Here is a 16,156-nt window from a genome sequence, read left to right as displayed (position 1 = left end):
TCAAAAAGCTCAAACCAAGAACGTATCCTGATTTGGTGAAAGCGCTCCAGGAATCGTTAGATTCAATCACCACAAAAGATATCCGTAACTGGTTTACCCATTGCTGCTATTGTTCCTCATAATTTCGCAATTCGCTATATTCTGTCTGCGGTACTAAGAAATGTTAACAAGCCTCAAATCCTTACTGTTCCCTGTTCCTTCCCCATGTCAACCGTCAACTGTAATGAAAGTCCGACTACTTACCGAAAAGCCAAGCGATCCCAATTCCCAACTTGTCTATTTTTGAGCGATGATCATAGTATATCAACCTGAATAACACTGATTTAATCGTTTATAGCGAAGACAGCGCAACTACGAACCTAGCTTATATGAGCGATCGCCCTCCCGTGAATGCATCTCCCTTAACCTCTATCCTTTGGCAAGCCCAGCAGGAACTGTTACCCCCTCGTCAGTTCTATCGCCTCTGTCAACAAGTGCGTCAGCAATCGGGTCAGACACGATTATACTTCTATACGCCTGATTCAGCGTCCATTGATTTAAACAACGGAATTGGAGTGCCGGAAATTAGACGATTTCTCGACCATTTAGCCGGATATGTAGGGGGGACGGTTCAGGAAGGCGATCGCACAACCTTCTACCTCAAACGAGTCAGACTCCGGCTAAAACACAAAACTAAAAGGATAATTCTGATCAAAAAAGAAGGAGAGTATTGTCCATCTCCCCTCTTTACCCAAGCCATGAAAATTGAAGTAGAAATGGCTGGAGCGGGAATGATTGGTCGGGTGGCTCGTCTGAGGATAAATGAAAAAGATTTTGCCTTTAAAGCATTTTTTGATCCCGACTTTGTGTGGCAGCACGGACCTTGGGCAGAAATTCCTATCGGGATTCGCTTAAAATATTGTCAAGTGACTAAAGATGTGCCAGAATTCTTGTTTTCTGGTCTGGATTGGGCAGTATGGGAATGGATTTATCCCCACACTCACCCCCAATCCCGAAAACAGGGGATTACATACCAGCAGTTTGCTCAAACAGAAGGACTGACGAAACTGAATCCCTTAAATCGAAATAATTACAATCCCCATAATATACGACTTGATCCAGGCGGAATTCAGAAAGCCTATTGGGGAAGACGATTTCAGGATTTTTTCCGCAGCCTTCTGTTTTATGCGCGGAAAGTTCGCCGTGAAGGATGGAAGTCCCTGACGCCATACCTAAAACCGGAAAAACTCCGCTATTTAGGGGTGCGATTGGTTTCACTGATCCTAACTGGGGGGAGTCCGAGGTGGGTATCGTCGATAATGAATTGGCAGACTGTATTAACAAAGAAAAGCAATGTCAAACACCGTGAATTATCATAAGCTAAATCGCCATTTCTTAACATAAACTAGCGATTGACCTGCTCGAAAAGTTAGAGTAAGATTATTTTTTTGATCATAGGGACAGATAATACTTTATTCCTAGCCACAATGCTATACCTGACGAACAATCCGGCATCTAGCAAGGACATTCTTTATGCAGCCAGAACAGCTACAGCAAATCAAAGGCTACTACCTTGAGGCTGCCGAAGCACACCTGCGACTCATTGAGCAGTATTTGCTGCATCTGCGAAGGACGCTCAAAGACCCAGACCAAGTGAATGAACTCTGCCACGCGACTCGTTGTGGTATCGTGGGAGGGGCTAACCTGCTGCCAATTAGTCAGCTTCATATCCAAGGGATTCATCAAGCAGGTTTATGCTTGGTGGATTGTGTTAATTTGATTCGACAGCAGGGTTCACTCAAGGTTGACCAGAGGTTGCAAGCATTTTTAATGCAAGTGTTTTACGCCTTGAAAAAATTAATTGATGGGATGAAGGAACCCTCTAGCTTAACCGACGAGCAGGTAACACACATTATTGCCACAACTGAGTCAATGAGGGAGCAACTCAAGGATCACCTCAAAGGGTTAATTCAGCGATCGCGTCACCAGTCATCTGCTAACCTGGACACAGAGTCAGCCCAGGAAACTGAGGCGCTCTCTATTGATGACTTGCAATCTTTAATCGATGAACTCTTGCAGGATAGTTAAATCCGCGAGTCTAAATAAACTTAACGATATTAAGTTGTGTAAACGCCCCTCAACCCCTGATCAATGATGAAGGACAAAGGACAAAGGACAAATGACGATCCGATCACGTTTTGTAATAGATTCGTAAATACCCTTCCACTCAAAGATTATCCAATGCTATGATTGTCAGTTGAAGCCTAAACCATTACCTCTTCATTTGGGAATGCATCTTCATTTTTAAGCGAGCCAAACGCAGCAGACGAGGCGCTATGGAAACAGTAGGCGTGTTAATCTCAGGTTGCATTTTTACACTTGTCCGGTTACAACTCTAGTCGGTAACGATTCAGAGGCGCAAGCCAAACGGCTGAGTGGAAAACTGATGCTGCGATCGCGAGATCACGTAATCCTACCTTTTAATCACGAGGCTAAGGTTTCACTTGTCCCTACTTTTCTGAATAGGAATCAGCCAACATGAGTACAGTTTTACTAGTTGAAGACAACGCCAGTCAGATGGATCTGATCGAGAACTACCTGCGCGAAGGGGGTCACACCGTTATCCGAGTGTCTAAGCCCAAAGAGGCGGTGACTCACGCAACCAACAAAAAACCCGATGTGATTATTACAGATGTTGTCATGCCAGGAATGAGTGGTTTTGAGTTGTGTCGAAAACTTAAAGGTCATCCGGCAACAGCTAACATTCCTATTATAATTTGTTCCTCTAAAAATCAAGAAATTGACCGTCTTTGGGGCATGAAACAGGGAGCTAAAGCTTACTTGACGAAGCCTTTTTCCCAAGAGCAACTCAATCGTGCGGTTAAATTGGCAATGGCATAATTTTAGTTTGGCGTAAGACTCCGATGGGTGCATCCCATTTTTAGGGAACAGGGAATAGGCAATAGGGAATCGGCAACACCTCGACTTCGCTCGGTGTGTCACAGGCAACAGGCAACAGGAATTGAAAAAAAATCAACTCATCTATTTACTTATCAGTAGGTAAACGGGTACGTCGATAAATATAAAGATATTGTAAAATTTAATTAGAGTTATTTTTTTCAAATGCTGATTACCATGTTTAAAAGCAAGTTGCATCGGGTAAAAGTAACCGATGCCTGCCTGCACTATGATGGCTCAATTACTATTGATGAGGAACTCCTAAAAGCGGCAAATATTTTGCCTTACGAAAAAGTACAGGTTGTCAATGTTAATAATGGCTCTCGTCTGGAAACCTACACCATTCCTGGGGAATGGGGAAGTCGTGTCATCTGCTTAAATGGTCCGGCGGCTCGTCTGAACGCTGTTGGAGACAACGTGATTGTAATTGCTTACGCTCAGATGACACCGGAAGAAGCACTTCTACATCATCCCAAAGTTGTCAAAGTGGATGAATCCAACAATCCATTGTAGTTTTTTTAACCACACCTGGGTATTATGGGTATGATGACAGATTGGGTATTATGACAGATAAAGATTCGGCATCAGTCAAAGTATGGTGCAGTGAAATCACAGCCGCCTATACCTTAGAACAACGAAAACACTGGTACAGTGATGTCGCCAATGTCTATCATCAAGCTCGACCACGCTATCCTAAAACCCTAATCCATCGTGCTGTTGAGTTAGCTCAACTTCCCGCTCAAGCTACCATTCTAGAAATAGGATGTGGTCCAGGAATTGCCACTATAGAATTTGCTGAATTAGGCTTCTCCATGGTTTGTCTTGAGCCAAGCCCAGCCGCGTGCAAACTCGCCAGAAGCAACTGTTCAGCCTATCCCAATGTGGAGATTATCAATACAACCTTTGAAGAATGGCAGATAGAACCTGGGCGATTCAACGCTATTCTTGCCGCGACTTCCATGCATTGGGTTTCACCCGAAATTAGGGTGCAAAAATCGGCTGAGGCTTTGCAAGACAATGGGTCTATAATTATGTTGTGGAATACACCGCCGCACCCCAATGATGAAATTTGTCATCAATTAGATGAAGTTTATCAAACTCAAGCTCCATCTATTCCCGAATTTGCCCGATATGGATCGATAGAAACCCATGAAGCCAATCTAAAAGAAATTGAACACGATTTTATCAACTCAGGTTTATTCCAGAATTTTTTGTCAGAACAGTTAGTTTGTCATACGACTCATAGCATTGATGAGTATTTGACACTTTTGAGTACAATATCACCCTACATAAAGTTAGAGTCGCTGCAACAAGCGTCCTTATTTTCCGGTCTGAGAGACGTTTTAGAGAAGATCTGTACAGGAAGAATCAAAACGTCCTATCTTTCCGCATTGCAAATTGCCCAGGTCAATCACGAGTAATACCAAATCCGCCTTTATTACCCCCTTTTGCCACGGCGATTGAAATCGCTGCTACACAAACATAGGCGAAGCCTTCCCGAAGGGTAGGCCGCCTGCGCGGACTAGGTTATAACAGGGGTAGCTAACCGGGATTTACTATAAAACTGTAATAGTTTCAGTTTTTGAGAGCAAGCTCTAACTATTCGCTTAATTTGGGTTAACTACACCCTTGCATAGAGCGACTTCCATTGGGCATAGTCGCTCCACAAAAATTTGTGAGATAAACATTCGCGGTCTTAATTTTGGCTTTGCGTAAATTGGCGTTAACTAAGTTTGTGCTAATTAACGACGCATTACTTAAATCAGCCCCTTTCAAGTTGGCACTATTGAAGTTTGTCCCATTCAAATTCGCGCCATCTAGAGAAGCACCACTCAAATCCGCTTCTGCTAAATTGGCATTACTCAAATTCGCACCATCTAATATAGCCTCCTTGAGATTAGCACCGCTTAAGTCTGCACCATTGAGATCAATCTTACTCAAGTCACAGCCAGCGCAATCTTTCGCTTTGGCTATCTTTGCCTGCATTTCGGCGCTGGTTTCTTCGACAGTCGCGCTCATACAGGCAGACGTACTAACAAGTAATAGTGGAATAATTAGGTTTAGGGGTTTCATAGCATCTAAGGTTTTTAAGGTTCTACCACTTAAAATTTGGTCTGGGTGGGTTGAGTGGCATCTGTGGTTTATTAAATTCTACGTTACGATAGGGCGTTATACATTTAAACGATGATTATATCGAAACATTTTGAATTGACGTAGGGGTTTGGTCTCCAAACCCCTCAATCACCGATTCCCAACCCCGGATTCCCAACCCCGGATTCCCAATCCCGGATTTCCAATCCCAGTTTCCCAATCCCGATTTCTCAACCCCAGATTCCCAACCCCGGATTCCCACACCACCGTAAGGATTTAGATAAGGATTTGGAAACCAAACCCGTACAGATGATGCCGTAAAAATGATTGGGCATGATAACAGCAGCATCAATTTCTAGGTTTTCAAAATGATGGGGGAGACAGGATTTTAGGCGAATTGAACGTCGATGATGAATTTGAGGATTATAGTGCTTAACCATCTCACTTTCCCTTACCGACCCACCAATTTATCCCGCAGATGCTTAATTTTATCGCGATACTGGGCAGCTTGCTCAAATTCCAGATTCTTCGCCGCCTCTTTCATCTGGGTTTCCAATTGACTAATCACTTCAGGAATCTGTTCTAAGGGTAAATCCTCTACTTGTTCAGAAACCTTGATTAACTGTTGATGATTCAACCGCCGCGACACATCTAAGAATGCCAAAATTGCATTACTAGATTTCTTGACAATCGGTTGCGGAGTAATTCCATGCATCCGGTTATATGCCAATTGAATTCCCCGACGTCGTTCTGTTTCATCAATGGCTTTTGCCATGCTATCGGTGAGATTATCCGCATAGAGAATGGCTTGTCCCCGAACATGACGCGCCGCCCGACCAATGGTTTGAATCAAGGATCGTGCAGCCCGCAGGAATCCTTCTTTATCGGCATCTAAAATAGCGACTAGAGACACTTCCGGTAAATCTAAGCCCTCGCGCAACAAATTCACACCAATGAGTACATCAAAAGCCCCCTCCCGCAATGATTGTAAAATTTCAATCCGTTCAATTGAATTAATTTCCGAATGTAAGTAGCGCACGCGAATGCCGCGTTCCTGTAAATATTCGGTTAAATCTTCCGCCATTCGCTTAGTTAAGGTTGTTACCAGTACCCGTTCTTTTTGGGATGCGCGTTCCTGAATTTCCGCGAATAAATCATCCACTTGACCTTCGGTGGGACGGACAAAGATTTCTGGGTCAACCACCCCTGTGGGACGAATGACTTGTTCCACTACTTGGTCTTGGGACTGTTCAATTTCCCAATCTCCAGGAGTCGCGGAAACAAAGATACATTGGTTGACTTTTGTCCAAAATTCTTCGGCTTTCAGGGGACGATTATCTGCTGCACTGGGTAAACGAAAGCCATGGTCAATTAATACCCGCTTCCGGGCTTGGTCGCCATTGTACATCCCCCGAATTTGCGGTACGGTGACGTGAGATTCATCTATGACTAATAACCAATCGTCGGGGAAGTAATCAATTAAACATTCTGGGGGTTCCCCTGCCATGCGTCCAGCGAGGTGACGGGAATAGTTTTCTACACCATTACAATATCCGACTTCGCGCAAGAGTTCTAGATCATAGCGAGTCCGTTGGTCTAATCGTTGGGCTTCGAGTAATTTGCCAGCCTGTTGTAATGTGGTGATTTGTTCGTGGAGTTCTGTTTCAATGGCGTTACAGGCTTCTTCTAATCGTTCATCTGGGGTAACAAAGTGGCGGGCGGGGTAGATGTTGAGGGCGTTGAGACTTTGGATAATTCCACCAGTTACCGGGTCAACATAACGAATAGCATCAATCTCATCACCAAAGAATTCGACGCGAATAATTCGGTCTTCGTAAGCCGGACCAATTTCTAAGACATCCCCCTTGACGCGGAACCGCCCCCGCCCCATTTCGATGTCATTGCGGGAATATTGGACGGAGGCTAAATCTCGCAGGAGTTGACGCTGGTCTAATTCTGTACCCACTCGCAGGGGAATCGCGGCTTTCAGGTATTCGGAGGGGATACCCAAACCATAGATACAGCTAATCGAGGCTACCACAATCACATCTCGCCGTTCAAAGAGCGATCGCGTGGCGGAGTGGCGCAGCATATCGATTTCATCGTTAATGGCGGCGCTTTTCTCAATATAGGTATCACTGACGGGAATATAGGCTTCCGGTTGGTAGTAGTCGTAGTAGGAGACAAAATACTCCACCGCATTCTGGGGAAAGAAGTCCCGCAACTCGTTACAGAGTTGGGCAGCTAAGGTTTTATTGTGCGCCAGTACCAGAGTGGGTTTGCCCATCTGTTCAATCACTCTGGCTACGGTATGGGTTTTACCCGTTCCCGTCGCACCGAGGAGGGTTTGGAAACGGTGACCCGCTTGCAGAGAGGTTGTCAGGCGGGAAATGGCTTGGGGTTGGTCGCCCTTGGCTTCAAAGGGGGCTTGCAGATCAAAGGGTATCATTGGTCATTTGTCCTTTGTCATTTGTCCTTTGTCATTTGTCCTTTGTCCTTTGTCCTTTGTCAGGAAACAGGAAATTCATCATTCATCGTGCCTGCTTTGGTTTAGGGTAAAAGGAATAACGATTAACTTTTACATTCAACTACCCCTCAGACGCCTTCGGCGAGGAAAGGGATTGCCCAGACCAACTTGGGGAACGCAAGTGTTGAATAGCGCATCGAGCCTAACTCGGGAACGGACGTTTAAATGCTCCTCCAGTTTAAACCTCTCCAAGACAGGTTGGTCTGTCGCTGTTAGACAGGACATCTTAAGTTAGGTGCGCCAGGAGGCTTAAAACTTTCACACGAGAGGATTATCTCCATGTATCGTGTTCCGGTTATCAGTAAGAAGGGAAAACCGCTAATGCCAACAAAGCCAAGTCGTGCTAGACGATGGCTTAAAGAAGGTAAAGTGGTTATCCACAAAAACGACCTACAGCAATTCGCTGTACAGTTAACGGTGAACTCTGGGGAGGAAACTCAACCCGTAGCGGTAGGGATCGATCCAGGGAAGCATTACTCAGGAATTGGTGTTCAGTCGGGCCAAGCTACTTTGTTCACGGCGCACTTAGAGCTTCCTTTCCAAAAGGTCAAAGACCGGATGGAACAACGAGCAATGATGCGTCGAGGAAGAAGAGGAAGGCGAATTAATCGTAAACTTCCTTTTAACCAACGCGCTCATCGTCAAAAACGCTTTGATAATAGGCGAGGACATAAACTGCCTCCAAGTATCAAAGCTAACCGACAACTTGAATACAGAGTGGTTAAGGAACTATCCCAATTGTTCCCGATCTGTTCTATCGTGTACGAAATCGTTAAAGCCAGAGGCGACAAGGGATTTTCTCCGGTTATGGTTGGTCAGAAAGTTATGACTGAAAAATGGTTGCCTCAAATTGCACCAGTCACGACTAAATACGGATGGGAAACCTGGTCAAGGAGAGAATTTCTGGGACTGGAGAAAGATCAACAAAAGTCAAACCCGAGTCCTGCCACTCATGCCGTTGACGGTGTAGCCCTTGCTTCCCACCAATTTTTAACTTATCGTCAGATTAAAGGTGATAGAGGTTGGCACGAGGGAAGAGTAGAAATTACTAACGCTCCTTTTTTAGTGATTAAGCGTCCTCCTGTAAGTCGCCGTCAACTTCATCTGATGCTTCCTGCTCAAGGCGGGGTGAGACGCAAATACGGAGGAACAATAACTCGACATAACTTCCGAAAAGGTGATTATGTTGAGGCTGAACGGAAAGGGAGCATTTATAGAGGTTGGGTTAGCGGTGATACTAAGTCTAAAGTATCAATTTCCAATTTTGACTGGAAAAGAATAGCCCAGTTCTCTAAAAATAAGGTTGAGTTGCTCCAACGCTCAACCGGACTAATTTGTAAACAGGAAACAGCATTTGTTGGAGCAACTCGCTGTTAGTTAGTCCTCGTTTCCTCCCCAACCGGCTTAGGCGAGGTTGGGGTTTCCACTCACTCATTTTTTGATGAACCGACTGCAAAAAGCCATTACAATTTTCGGCATAACTGCCACGGTGAACGCCTGGGGTATCATTCCCTCTATCTGCGACAACGGGACATTATTTAGTATAGCTACTGCTCAGGCGGGACAAGATGGAGAACCGGGGGTTCGGGTCAGGTCTACATCTAGGGATATTCAAGTCCCTCTCTCAGAATCACCCAATCAACTTACCCAGTCGAATCCGACACCGGGAATGAGCCGTCCCTTGACGGATGAACTTGATGTCAGTCTTTTAGCCAAAACGGTTGCCAATTTTATTCAAGCCGAACGCTATCAAACTGAATCCGAAATGCAATTCAGTTTTGAGGCACAAGGTTTTACAGGTCAATTTTCGGTGTTGGTTAAAACAATTGCCCAATCTCCTCAGCAGTTTCGCACCGAGATTTCTACACCTGAGTCAGGCGAATTTGCCCAACCGACTTATATTCTGGTTTCTGATGGTGATCAGGTATGGATTTATAACCCCGGATTAAAGCAATACACAGTTATGGATTATGAACGTTTTAACCAGTCGAATGATAGCTTTTTTATTGGCTTTTCTTCGATGTTATTTCTAGAAATGTCTGCTCCTTTTCGGCAAGCCTTTGCTGACGGTGTAGTGACGGCAGAGGGAGTGATTGATCAGCTTGAATCGGTTTTTAAGGCGGAAGATGATATGCCATTGCAGGGTAATATTCTAAATTTAGAAGGACAAGACTACTATGCCTATAATTATAAGGATCGCAAAGCTGGATTTACGTTTACATTTCTGGTGGAACCGAATACAGCCGCAGTTGATCAGCTTCAAATTAGTGGAAAAGCGGACGGAATAGATATCAAGATGACCGAAGACATTATTCGCCGTGTGCCATTTCCTATTGTTTCTGCTGATACTTTTACCTTTTATCCGCCAGCCGGGGTGACTCAGGTGGAGTCTATGGAAATTGACATTTTTTAGGAAATAGCTGATGATTAATAATAGCTTGAATTTGATGTGTTTGATTCAAGTTGTAGTGCATTACCATTTAACTGAAGATGACCTTGATTAATAGACCCCTGAGAATTATCGCGATCGCGTTTTTTTCGACGCTGCTGATGTTCGTGTACGGCTGTCAGCAAGCGAACAATGTGACTGAGGAACCTGTGACCGAACCCCAAGAAGAAGTCACGGAACAACAAGCTAGCACCGCCACAGGCGTAATTAACAGCACAACCGATCCCTCAGAAGTTTTGGGAGAGGCTGAGTTTACGACAACGGCGGACGGTATGTTGATTGAAGTGACGATGACAAATGCTCCACCAGGAGAACATGCTTTCCACATCCATGAATCGGGTAGTTGTGCGGATCAAGGGAATGCGGCTGGCGGTCATTTTAATCCAGATGATGTGAAACATGGATTAATTACCGAAGATGGGTTTGAAAATGCTCATGCGGGAGATTTAGGCAATATTACGATTGCTGAAGATGGTACTGGTACAAAAAGTATGACGGTTGAGCGACTCACGTTTACTGAAGGGGAATATGCGATTGGGAATCGGGCGGTAATTCTTCATGAAAAGCCTGATGATTTTGGTCAGCCGACAGGTAATGCTGGCGGACGAGTTGGCTGTGGAATTATTGAGGTAACTGATTCATAGGAGTTGGATAAAATTCAACTGGGTTATGGGTTGGTTGGTTTGCTTTCAAATCCAATGGCTTGTCCTCAAAGCCTTGCTATAGCTGTTTGAAATGATTCATGAAGGTGAGATCCCCAATTTCTTTAAGAAGTCGGGGATTTAAATTTGAAAAGACGCGATCGCAGATTGCAGCTATAATTATCCATAAACCATGATAAACTCTTATACCAAGCTGCGTTCTATCATGTCATTCTGAGCGAAGCGAAGAATATGGACAGATGCGTGAGCATCACTCCGTTTCACGGCGTTTTGCTCAGCATGACAAATTATACCTTAGACTGCAACTTGGTATTAGTCGTTCAATCATCACAGAAGAAAGCTTGAGAGCAATTATTGCTGGGACTAAACCTCTATACATATGGAAACCACCTTTTTAGCGCGAATCACGCTTGATCCAAATATTTGCCACGGTAAACCTTGCATACGAGGACTACGTTACCCGGTTGAATTCATCCTGGAATTGCTCAGTGCTGGTATGAGTATCGATGAGATTTTAGCCGACTACGATGATTTGGAACAGGATGATATTTTAGCTGCTTTGCAATTTGCCACGCGATTGACTCAGGTGAAAAGCATTTACCACATAGCTTGATGAAATTTTTAGTCGATGCCTAGTTACCAGTACGTCTGGCAAGTTTTCTACAATCTGCTGGTTAGGATACAATTCACACAAAAGATTTACCTCAGCAAAATGCTACAACTGATACTGAGATAAACGCCATATCAATCCAACAGAATCGGATTGTTGTTACCAAAGATAGAGATTTTTGTGATTCGTTTATGCTGCGCCAAGAACCTTACAAACTATTGCTAATCACCACAGGTAACATTAAAAACAACGAACTTGAGGCTTTATTTTTGAATCATATACCACAGCTATTTACATTGTTTAATCAACATAGTTTTATAGAAATTAGTCGCGATGTCATAATTGTTCATCAATAGCCATGTAAGTTGGGTAGCAAAACGTAGGCAGAGCCTTCTAGTTGGTGGTCATAAAAATAGCGATCGAACTGTCATCGAAAACCCTTGACTTTTAATTATAATCAGTATAATGATAACTGAACCCTGATGAACCCAGAGAAAGTAGATAGGCAACTCACTAATGAAAACCACAGATATTGAACAAGCAGTCTTAAATCGCTTGCGTATATTACCCATTGAGAAGCAGCAAGAAGTCCTCGATTTTGTAGAATTTATTGGGCAAAAATTGGGAAAGCAAACACCCGATTCTAGTTCATCGATTAAACTCCAACAAGAACACTCATCTCTGAGTGAAATCGCCAAACTACCCATTGCAGAACGCCATCAAATTCTAGCTTCCTTCATTCCCGCTACAGCCAATGATTTTTTAACTGATCCAGATTTAACAGAGTTTTCCGTTCTAGATGGGGAAGATTGGGAGAGCGAGTATGACTAATCCTAAAAGAGGTGAGGTTTGGTTAGTGCAACTTAATCCAACTAGAGGTCAAGAAATACAGAAAACACGACCAGCAGTAGTCATCAGCGCTGACATTTTGGGTGCTATTCCTATGAGAATTATTGTTCCCATAGCAAAATGGCAGCAAAAATTTGCAAGTCGTCCTTTTATGGTTCCTATCGTTAGAAACGCAGAAAATGGACTTAATGTTAATTCAGCCGGAAATGTTCTACAAGTCCGTAGTGTAACAACCGAGAGGTTTGTGCAGTGTTTGGAAAAAGTTTTCCCCCAAGTCCTTCGAGAATTACTAGCTGGTTTAATTATTTGAATTGACTATATATCAGACAATATTAATCCCTAATACCTATCTCCATAACAAAACTTATTCAATAAATCTAACTTAGTAATAGTAAGGATTATCGGGCTCAGTAACTTTTTCAATCTCACTAGCGTCAATCACCAATTGCCGTTTATCTTGTAATGTTTCTGTCATCATTTTTCCTTTAACTTGTATCCATGTATCCGGTTGATAAGCGTTACGAGTTCCCGGAAGTTTCACCGGTAAACTGACTGGATAAGCATCCGCTGCACAGCAAGTAATCACAAAGCGAGTCACTAATAAATAGTTCGAGGATAGGTTTTGGGGATAAACGACAAAGCCTTTAACATTAACCGCTTGACCCGCATATTCATCAGGTTCAGGATAAACACTTAAGGTGCGAATCCATTCAATCAGCGATCGCGCTTCGGGTTTGCTGACGCTGCGGAAGGATTGAGGCTGGGTGCGGGTGGCGGTTAAGGATTCCATGACACCCCGTTGAATCGCTATCTGGCTGGTAAAGACTTTGGGTTCCACCAATAGTCCTAGAATCGCCGTGGCTAACAACAATCCTGTACTCCAACCCGGTGGAAACCAGCTAATATGTTGCATCATCGGCATAGTTTTGGCACGTCGGGGTGGTAATTGACCGATGACTTGAATGGCTTTTAACACCGCTAGCACTAGCAACAGTATCCCGGTTCCCAGAACTAAGGCAAAGTAATTCGGGTGAATGAGTAACTGTAATTCGCCACTGACCCAGTATTGAATTAACAAAATACCCCAGATGCCTAGGGTGATAATATCGAGTATGGGTAGTAAAAGATGTTGTTTTTTTATCATTGGTCATTTGTCAAATAATTCTCTTGTTCAAAATTGAGTCAGGGCGGGTTTTGAACAAACCTTATCATCACTAGCTTGCGCGATAGTCCCTAAACCCGCCCCTACACACCCGGTTATACTAGCGAATCGAAGGGTAAATACGTGTCATGGGGCGTCTCTACTAACTCAGATGCAAATTAACCATTAAGGTTAGCAAAAAGGTTAATAGGGCGGCGAGGGCGAATAAGTAAAAAATTGTCCTAGCTTTAAAGACAGAGAACATTAAACCAATGGCTTTGATGTCGATCATTGGACCAAAGACCAAAAAGGCTAATAATGAACCACTGGTAAAGGTGGAAGCAAAGGCGAGGGCGAAGAAGGAGTCAACCGTTGAACAAATGGAAACGACAGCCGCTAATAGCATCATCGCCAGAATTGAGGTGACAGGACCCGAACCCAAACTGAGGATAATTTCACGGGGAACGGCGACTTGAATCGTAGCCGCGATCGCACTCCCAATAATTAGCACCGCGCCTAACTCCCGTAACTCTTGCACGGTATTATCTAAGAACAAGCGCCAGCGATCGGACCATGGTTTCCGGGCGGGGGTAGCCGCGAGTGAGGCTTGCAGAACTGTCGCATCCATCCGCACAGGAGTTCCCGGTTGACCCAGTAAAAATGTACCCGATTGTAGCAGGGCGGGTTGGGGTTCCTTTTGCGGAGGAGTTTTAACCTTCTGTTCTCTGGGAAGCACCATGGAACGGGTGACAGTCTGTTGCAATAAGGGGCGCATATCTTTCTGAACACTGAAGACGCAACCAATAAATATAGCAATACCCAGGGAAAACAACACTCGTAGGACGACAATTTCTGGTTGATCTCGAAACGCAACCCAGGTTGACCAAATTACAATCGGGTTAATCGTGGGGGCGGCTAGCAAGAACCCGATTGACACCGATAGGGGTGCGCCTTGCAGCAGCAACCGCCGGGACACGGGTACATTCCCACATTCACACACCGGGAAGAAAAATCCCGCACAACTCCCCACAACCGCACCGAGGAAGGGGTTCTTCGGTAAAGACGCAATCAGTCGTTCCTCATCGACGAACAACAGCAGCAAGCCGGAAAATAAGACGCCAATGAGTAAAAATGGCATGGCTTCGACCAGCAAACTCAAGAAAAGGGTAAAGGCGTTGTTTAACTGACTCATGCGTTTCGCGATCGAGGGTGTTTTTACACGTAAGCGCTATTGTATCAGATAGTTTCCAGGGAGGGAGGGAAACGGGGATCAAGGGATAATAAGTATCATTCACGGTGCAATAAATCAAATCAGGATGTACACAAATTTATGATTTAACCACTATCTTTAGGGAACGGTCTAATGTCAATTTTTCTAAATGGCGTGAAAAGTCAGCCCCTTATCAAGGGGAGGGAATCAGGCACTCGAATGGCTTTGATTAGGGGGTTAACATTAAGCCAATGATATCCATGAGGACATTTACGGAATGACAACCAAACCCTTAAAATCAGCAAAAGCTCGTCTAATTGCGTTTTATCTGCCGCAATTTCATCCGATTCCTGAAAATGATCAAGCCTGGGGAAAAGGGTTCACGGAATGGACAAATGTTGCCAAAGCCAAGCCGTTATTTCCCGGACACGACCAACCTAAAATTCCGGCTGATTTAGGATTTTACGACTTGCGCTTACCCGAAGCCCGACAAGCGCAAGCGGATCTGGCAAGAGAGTATGGAATTGAAGGGTTTTGTTATTGGCATTATTGGTTTGCGGGTAAGCGGGTTTTAGAACGACCGTTTAATCAGGTCTTAAAATCAGGTGAGCCGAATTTTCCGTTTTGTCTAGCTTGGGCAAATCAAACCTGGACTGGGATTTGGCATGGTTGTCCGGATCGGGTTTTAATTGAGCAAACGTATCCCGGTTTGGCAGATTATACGACTCATTTTTATACCCTCTTGGAGGCGTTTACTGATCCCCGTTATATCACGGTTGAGGGTAAACCTCTATTTTTGGTTTATAATCCGGAGGAGCTGCCAGATTCAAAACAATTTACGGACTGTTGGAGAGACTTAGCGATTAAATCCGGGTTAAAGGGACTCTATTTAATCGGAGTTGCCCGACATGAATACTGGTTTCCTGAACCTAATGGGTTTGATGCATCTATTATTATCAATCCGGATTATGTTTTTACGCAGGCTTCAGCCCGAATTTTTCCAGAGAAGCGGAGTTTAACTAAAGTTAAGCAAAGGTTTAGCGCATTCTCATCCCGGAGGTTCTACCGAAAATATAAACAGTTTTCGGATTATCCGCTACTTTACTCTTATGAAAAAGCGATTAAGTGTGCCTTTAAGGGCAGTCACCCGTATTTTGTCACTTATCCCTGTATCTTTCCGAATTGGGATAACACGCCGAGAACAGGTATCTATGGATTGGTGTTTCTCAAATCAACGCCAGATTTATTTAGAGTTCATCTGCAAGAGGCGATTGAAACTGTATCGGAACGGGAATCTGAAAAACAGCTAATTTTTATCCGCTCGTGGAATGAATGGGCGGAGGGTAATTATTTGGAGCCAGATCTGAAATTTGGTAAAGCATTTTTAGAGGTTATTCGCGGTGAAATCTATAGTTGAAATTCAAATCAGAATCGGCGACTAGAAGTCACAACTATACAAACAAAGTCCGCCTGCGCGGACTAGATGATAAAGAGGTTTGTAAACCGGGATTGGCTATGATTGTTGTGTTCACTATTCAGCAAGCCAATGGAAAATTGTAGAGCGTTAGCAAGTTGGATGAATGTCAACGCAAGTAGGTTGGGTTAAGGAACGTAGGCGTGACGCGCAGCGATAGCGACGTAAGGAGCGTCAGCCTTCTCGTACTCCGAAGGAGAACCCGA

17 protein-coding genes and 1 pseudogene are annotated in these 16,156 nt (G+C 44.1%); 13 read left to right on the top strand and 5 right to left on the bottom strand.

The window, feature by feature from the left end; genetic code table 11:
- Nucleotides 1–368 precede the first annotated feature (368 nt).
- The 5 genes from RIG66_RS12580 to RIG66_RS12560 all read left to right on the top strand — a co-directional run bounded on the left by RIG66_RS12580 (nucleotide 369) and on the right by RIG66_RS12560 (nucleotide 4,358).
- Nucleotides 369–1,358: a hypothetical protein gene (locus RIG66_RS12580; protein ID WP_446378488.1), complete on the top strand. Its 990-nt coding sequence runs from the start codon at nucleotides 369–371 to the stop codon at nucleotides 1,356–1,358.
- Between the two features lie 154 nt (nucleotides 1,359–1,512).
- Nucleotides 1,513–2,067, top strand: a complete 555-nt coding sequence (locus RIG66_RS12575; RefSeq protein ID WP_446378486.1) for a hypothetical protein — start codon at nucleotides 1,513–1,515, stop codon at nucleotides 2,065–2,067.
- Between the two features lie 450 nt (nucleotides 2,068–2,517).
- Nucleotides 2,518–2,880 (top strand): response regulator, encoded by a 363-nt coding sequence (locus RIG66_RS12570; protein WP_044205846.1) that lies wholly within the window; start codon nucleotides 2,518–2,520, stop codon nucleotides 2,878–2,880.
- Between the two features lie 222 nt (nucleotides 2,881–3,102).
- Nucleotides 3,103–3,450 carry an aspartate 1-decarboxylase gene (gene panD, locus RIG66_RS12565; RefSeq protein WP_446373334.1) on the top strand — a complete coding sequence of 116 codons (348 nt, stop codon included), beginning with the start codon at nucleotides 3,103–3,105 and terminating at the stop codon, nucleotides 3,448–3,450.
- Between the two features lie 50 nt (nucleotides 3,451–3,500).
- A complete protein-coding gene (locus RIG66_RS12560; protein WP_446378483.1) occupies nucleotides 3,501–4,358 on the top strand; it encodes a class I SAM-dependent methyltransferase in 858 nt (285 codons plus the stop codon).
- 196 nt (nucleotides 4,359–4,554) lie between these two features.
- On the opposite strand, the gene RIG66_RS12555 is transcribed toward RIG66_RS12560, so the two are convergent.
- The 3 genes from RIG66_RS12555 to uvrB all read right to left on the bottom strand — a co-directional run bounded on the left by RIG66_RS12555 (nucleotide 4,555) and on the right by uvrB (nucleotide 7,477).
- The gene (locus RIG66_RS12555; RefSeq protein ID WP_446378481.1) at nucleotides 4,555–5,010 is read right to left on the bottom strand and encodes a pentapeptide repeat-containing protein; all 456 of its coding nucleotides are present in this window, start codon (nucleotides 5,008–5,010) and stop codon (nucleotides 4,555–4,557) included.
- A gap of 248 nt (nucleotides 5,011–5,258) precedes the next feature.
- The gene (locus RIG66_RS12550; RefSeq protein WP_446378479.1) at nucleotides 5,259–5,468 is read right to left on the bottom strand and encodes a hypothetical protein; all 210 of its coding nucleotides are present in this window, start codon (nucleotides 5,466–5,468) and stop codon (nucleotides 5,259–5,261) included.
- 11 nt (nucleotides 5,469–5,479) lie between these two features.
- On the bottom strand, nucleotides 5,480–7,477 hold the full coding sequence (gene uvrB, locus RIG66_RS12545) for an excinuclease ABC subunit UvrB (RefSeq protein ID WP_446378477.1): 1,998 nt from the start codon (nucleotides 7,475–7,477) through the stop codon (nucleotides 5,480–5,482).
- A gap of 357 nt (nucleotides 7,478–7,834) precedes the next feature.
- Here uvrB and RIG66_RS12540 point away from each other — a divergent pair, with 357 nt between their 5' ends.
- The 7 genes and pseudogenes from RIG66_RS12540 (at nucleotide 7,835) to RIG66_RS12510 (ending at nucleotide 12,435) form a co-directional block, all read left to right on the top strand.
- Entirely contained in the window at nucleotides 7,835–8,932 is a 1,098-nt protein-coding gene (locus tag RIG66_RS12540) for an RRXRR domain-containing protein (protein WP_446378475.1), read from the top strand.
- A 64-nt stretch (nucleotides 8,933–8,996) separates the two neighbouring features.
- Nucleotides 8,997–9,968, top strand: a complete 972-nt coding sequence (locus tag RIG66_RS12535; RefSeq protein ID WP_446378473.1) for a hypothetical protein — start codon at nucleotides 8,997–8,999, stop codon at nucleotides 9,966–9,968.
- 77 nt (nucleotides 9,969–10,045) lie between these two features.
- Complete coding sequence (locus RIG66_RS12530; protein WP_446378472.1) at nucleotides 10,046–10,648, top strand: superoxide dismutase family protein; 603 nt, start codon at nucleotides 10,046–10,048, stop codon at nucleotides 10,646–10,648.
- Nucleotides 10,649–11,045: 397 nt separating this feature from the next.
- The gene (locus RIG66_RS12525) at nucleotides 11,046–11,279 is read left to right on the top strand and encodes a DUF433 domain-containing protein (protein WP_446378471.1); all 234 of its coding nucleotides are present in this window, start codon (nucleotides 11,046–11,048) and stop codon (nucleotides 11,277–11,279) included.
- Nucleotides 11,280–11,314: 35 nt separating this feature from the next.
- A pseudogene (locus RIG66_RS12520) lies at nucleotides 11,315–11,632 on the top strand (DUF5615 family PIN-like protein).
- 160 nt (nucleotides 11,633–11,792) lie between these two features.
- Nucleotides 11,793–12,107, top strand: coding sequence for a hypothetical protein (locus RIG66_RS12515; RefSeq protein WP_446378469.1), 315 nt, complete (start codon nucleotides 11,793–11,795; stop codon nucleotides 12,105–12,107).
- Entirely contained in the window at nucleotides 12,100–12,435 is a 336-nt protein-coding gene (locus tag RIG66_RS12510) for a type II toxin-antitoxin system PemK/MazF family toxin (RefSeq protein WP_446378467.1), read from the top strand. Before RIG66_RS12515 ends, RIG66_RS12510 begins: the two co-directional genes overlap by 8 nt.
- Before the next feature lie 72 nt (nucleotides 12,436–12,507).
- On the opposite strand, the gene RIG66_RS12505 is transcribed toward RIG66_RS12510, so the two are convergent.
- Both RIG66_RS12505 and RIG66_RS12500 read right to left on the bottom strand, forming a co-directional pair.
- Nucleotides 12,508–13,269 (bottom strand): TIGR03943 family putative permease subunit, encoded by a 762-nt coding sequence (locus RIG66_RS12505; RefSeq protein ID WP_446378465.1) that lies wholly within the window; start codon nucleotides 13,267–13,269, stop codon nucleotides 12,508–12,510.
- A gap of 160 nt (nucleotides 13,270–13,429) precedes the next feature.
- Complete coding sequence (locus RIG66_RS12500) at nucleotides 13,430–14,458, bottom strand: permease (protein ID WP_446378463.1); 1,029 nt, start codon at nucleotides 14,456–14,458, stop codon at nucleotides 13,430–13,432.
- Nucleotides 14,459–14,753: 295 nt separating this feature from the next.
- Here RIG66_RS12500 and RIG66_RS12495 point away from each other — a divergent pair, with 295 nt between their 5' ends.
- Complete coding sequence (locus RIG66_RS12495; RefSeq protein ID WP_446378461.1) at nucleotides 14,754–15,893, top strand: glycosyltransferase WbsX family protein; 1,140 nt, start codon at nucleotides 14,754–14,756, stop codon at nucleotides 15,891–15,893.
- Nucleotides 15,894–16,156: the final 263 nt, after the last annotated feature.

It is taken from the genome of Coleofasciculus sp. E2-BRE-01 (assembly GCF_040221695.1).
Classification (GTDB): domain Bacteria; phylum Cyanobacteriota; class Cyanobacteriia; order Cyanobacteriales; family Coleofasciculaceae; genus Coleofasciculus.
The sequence above is the reverse complement of the archived record's forward strand: the minus strand, read 5'-3'. Positions and strand labels throughout refer to the sequence as shown.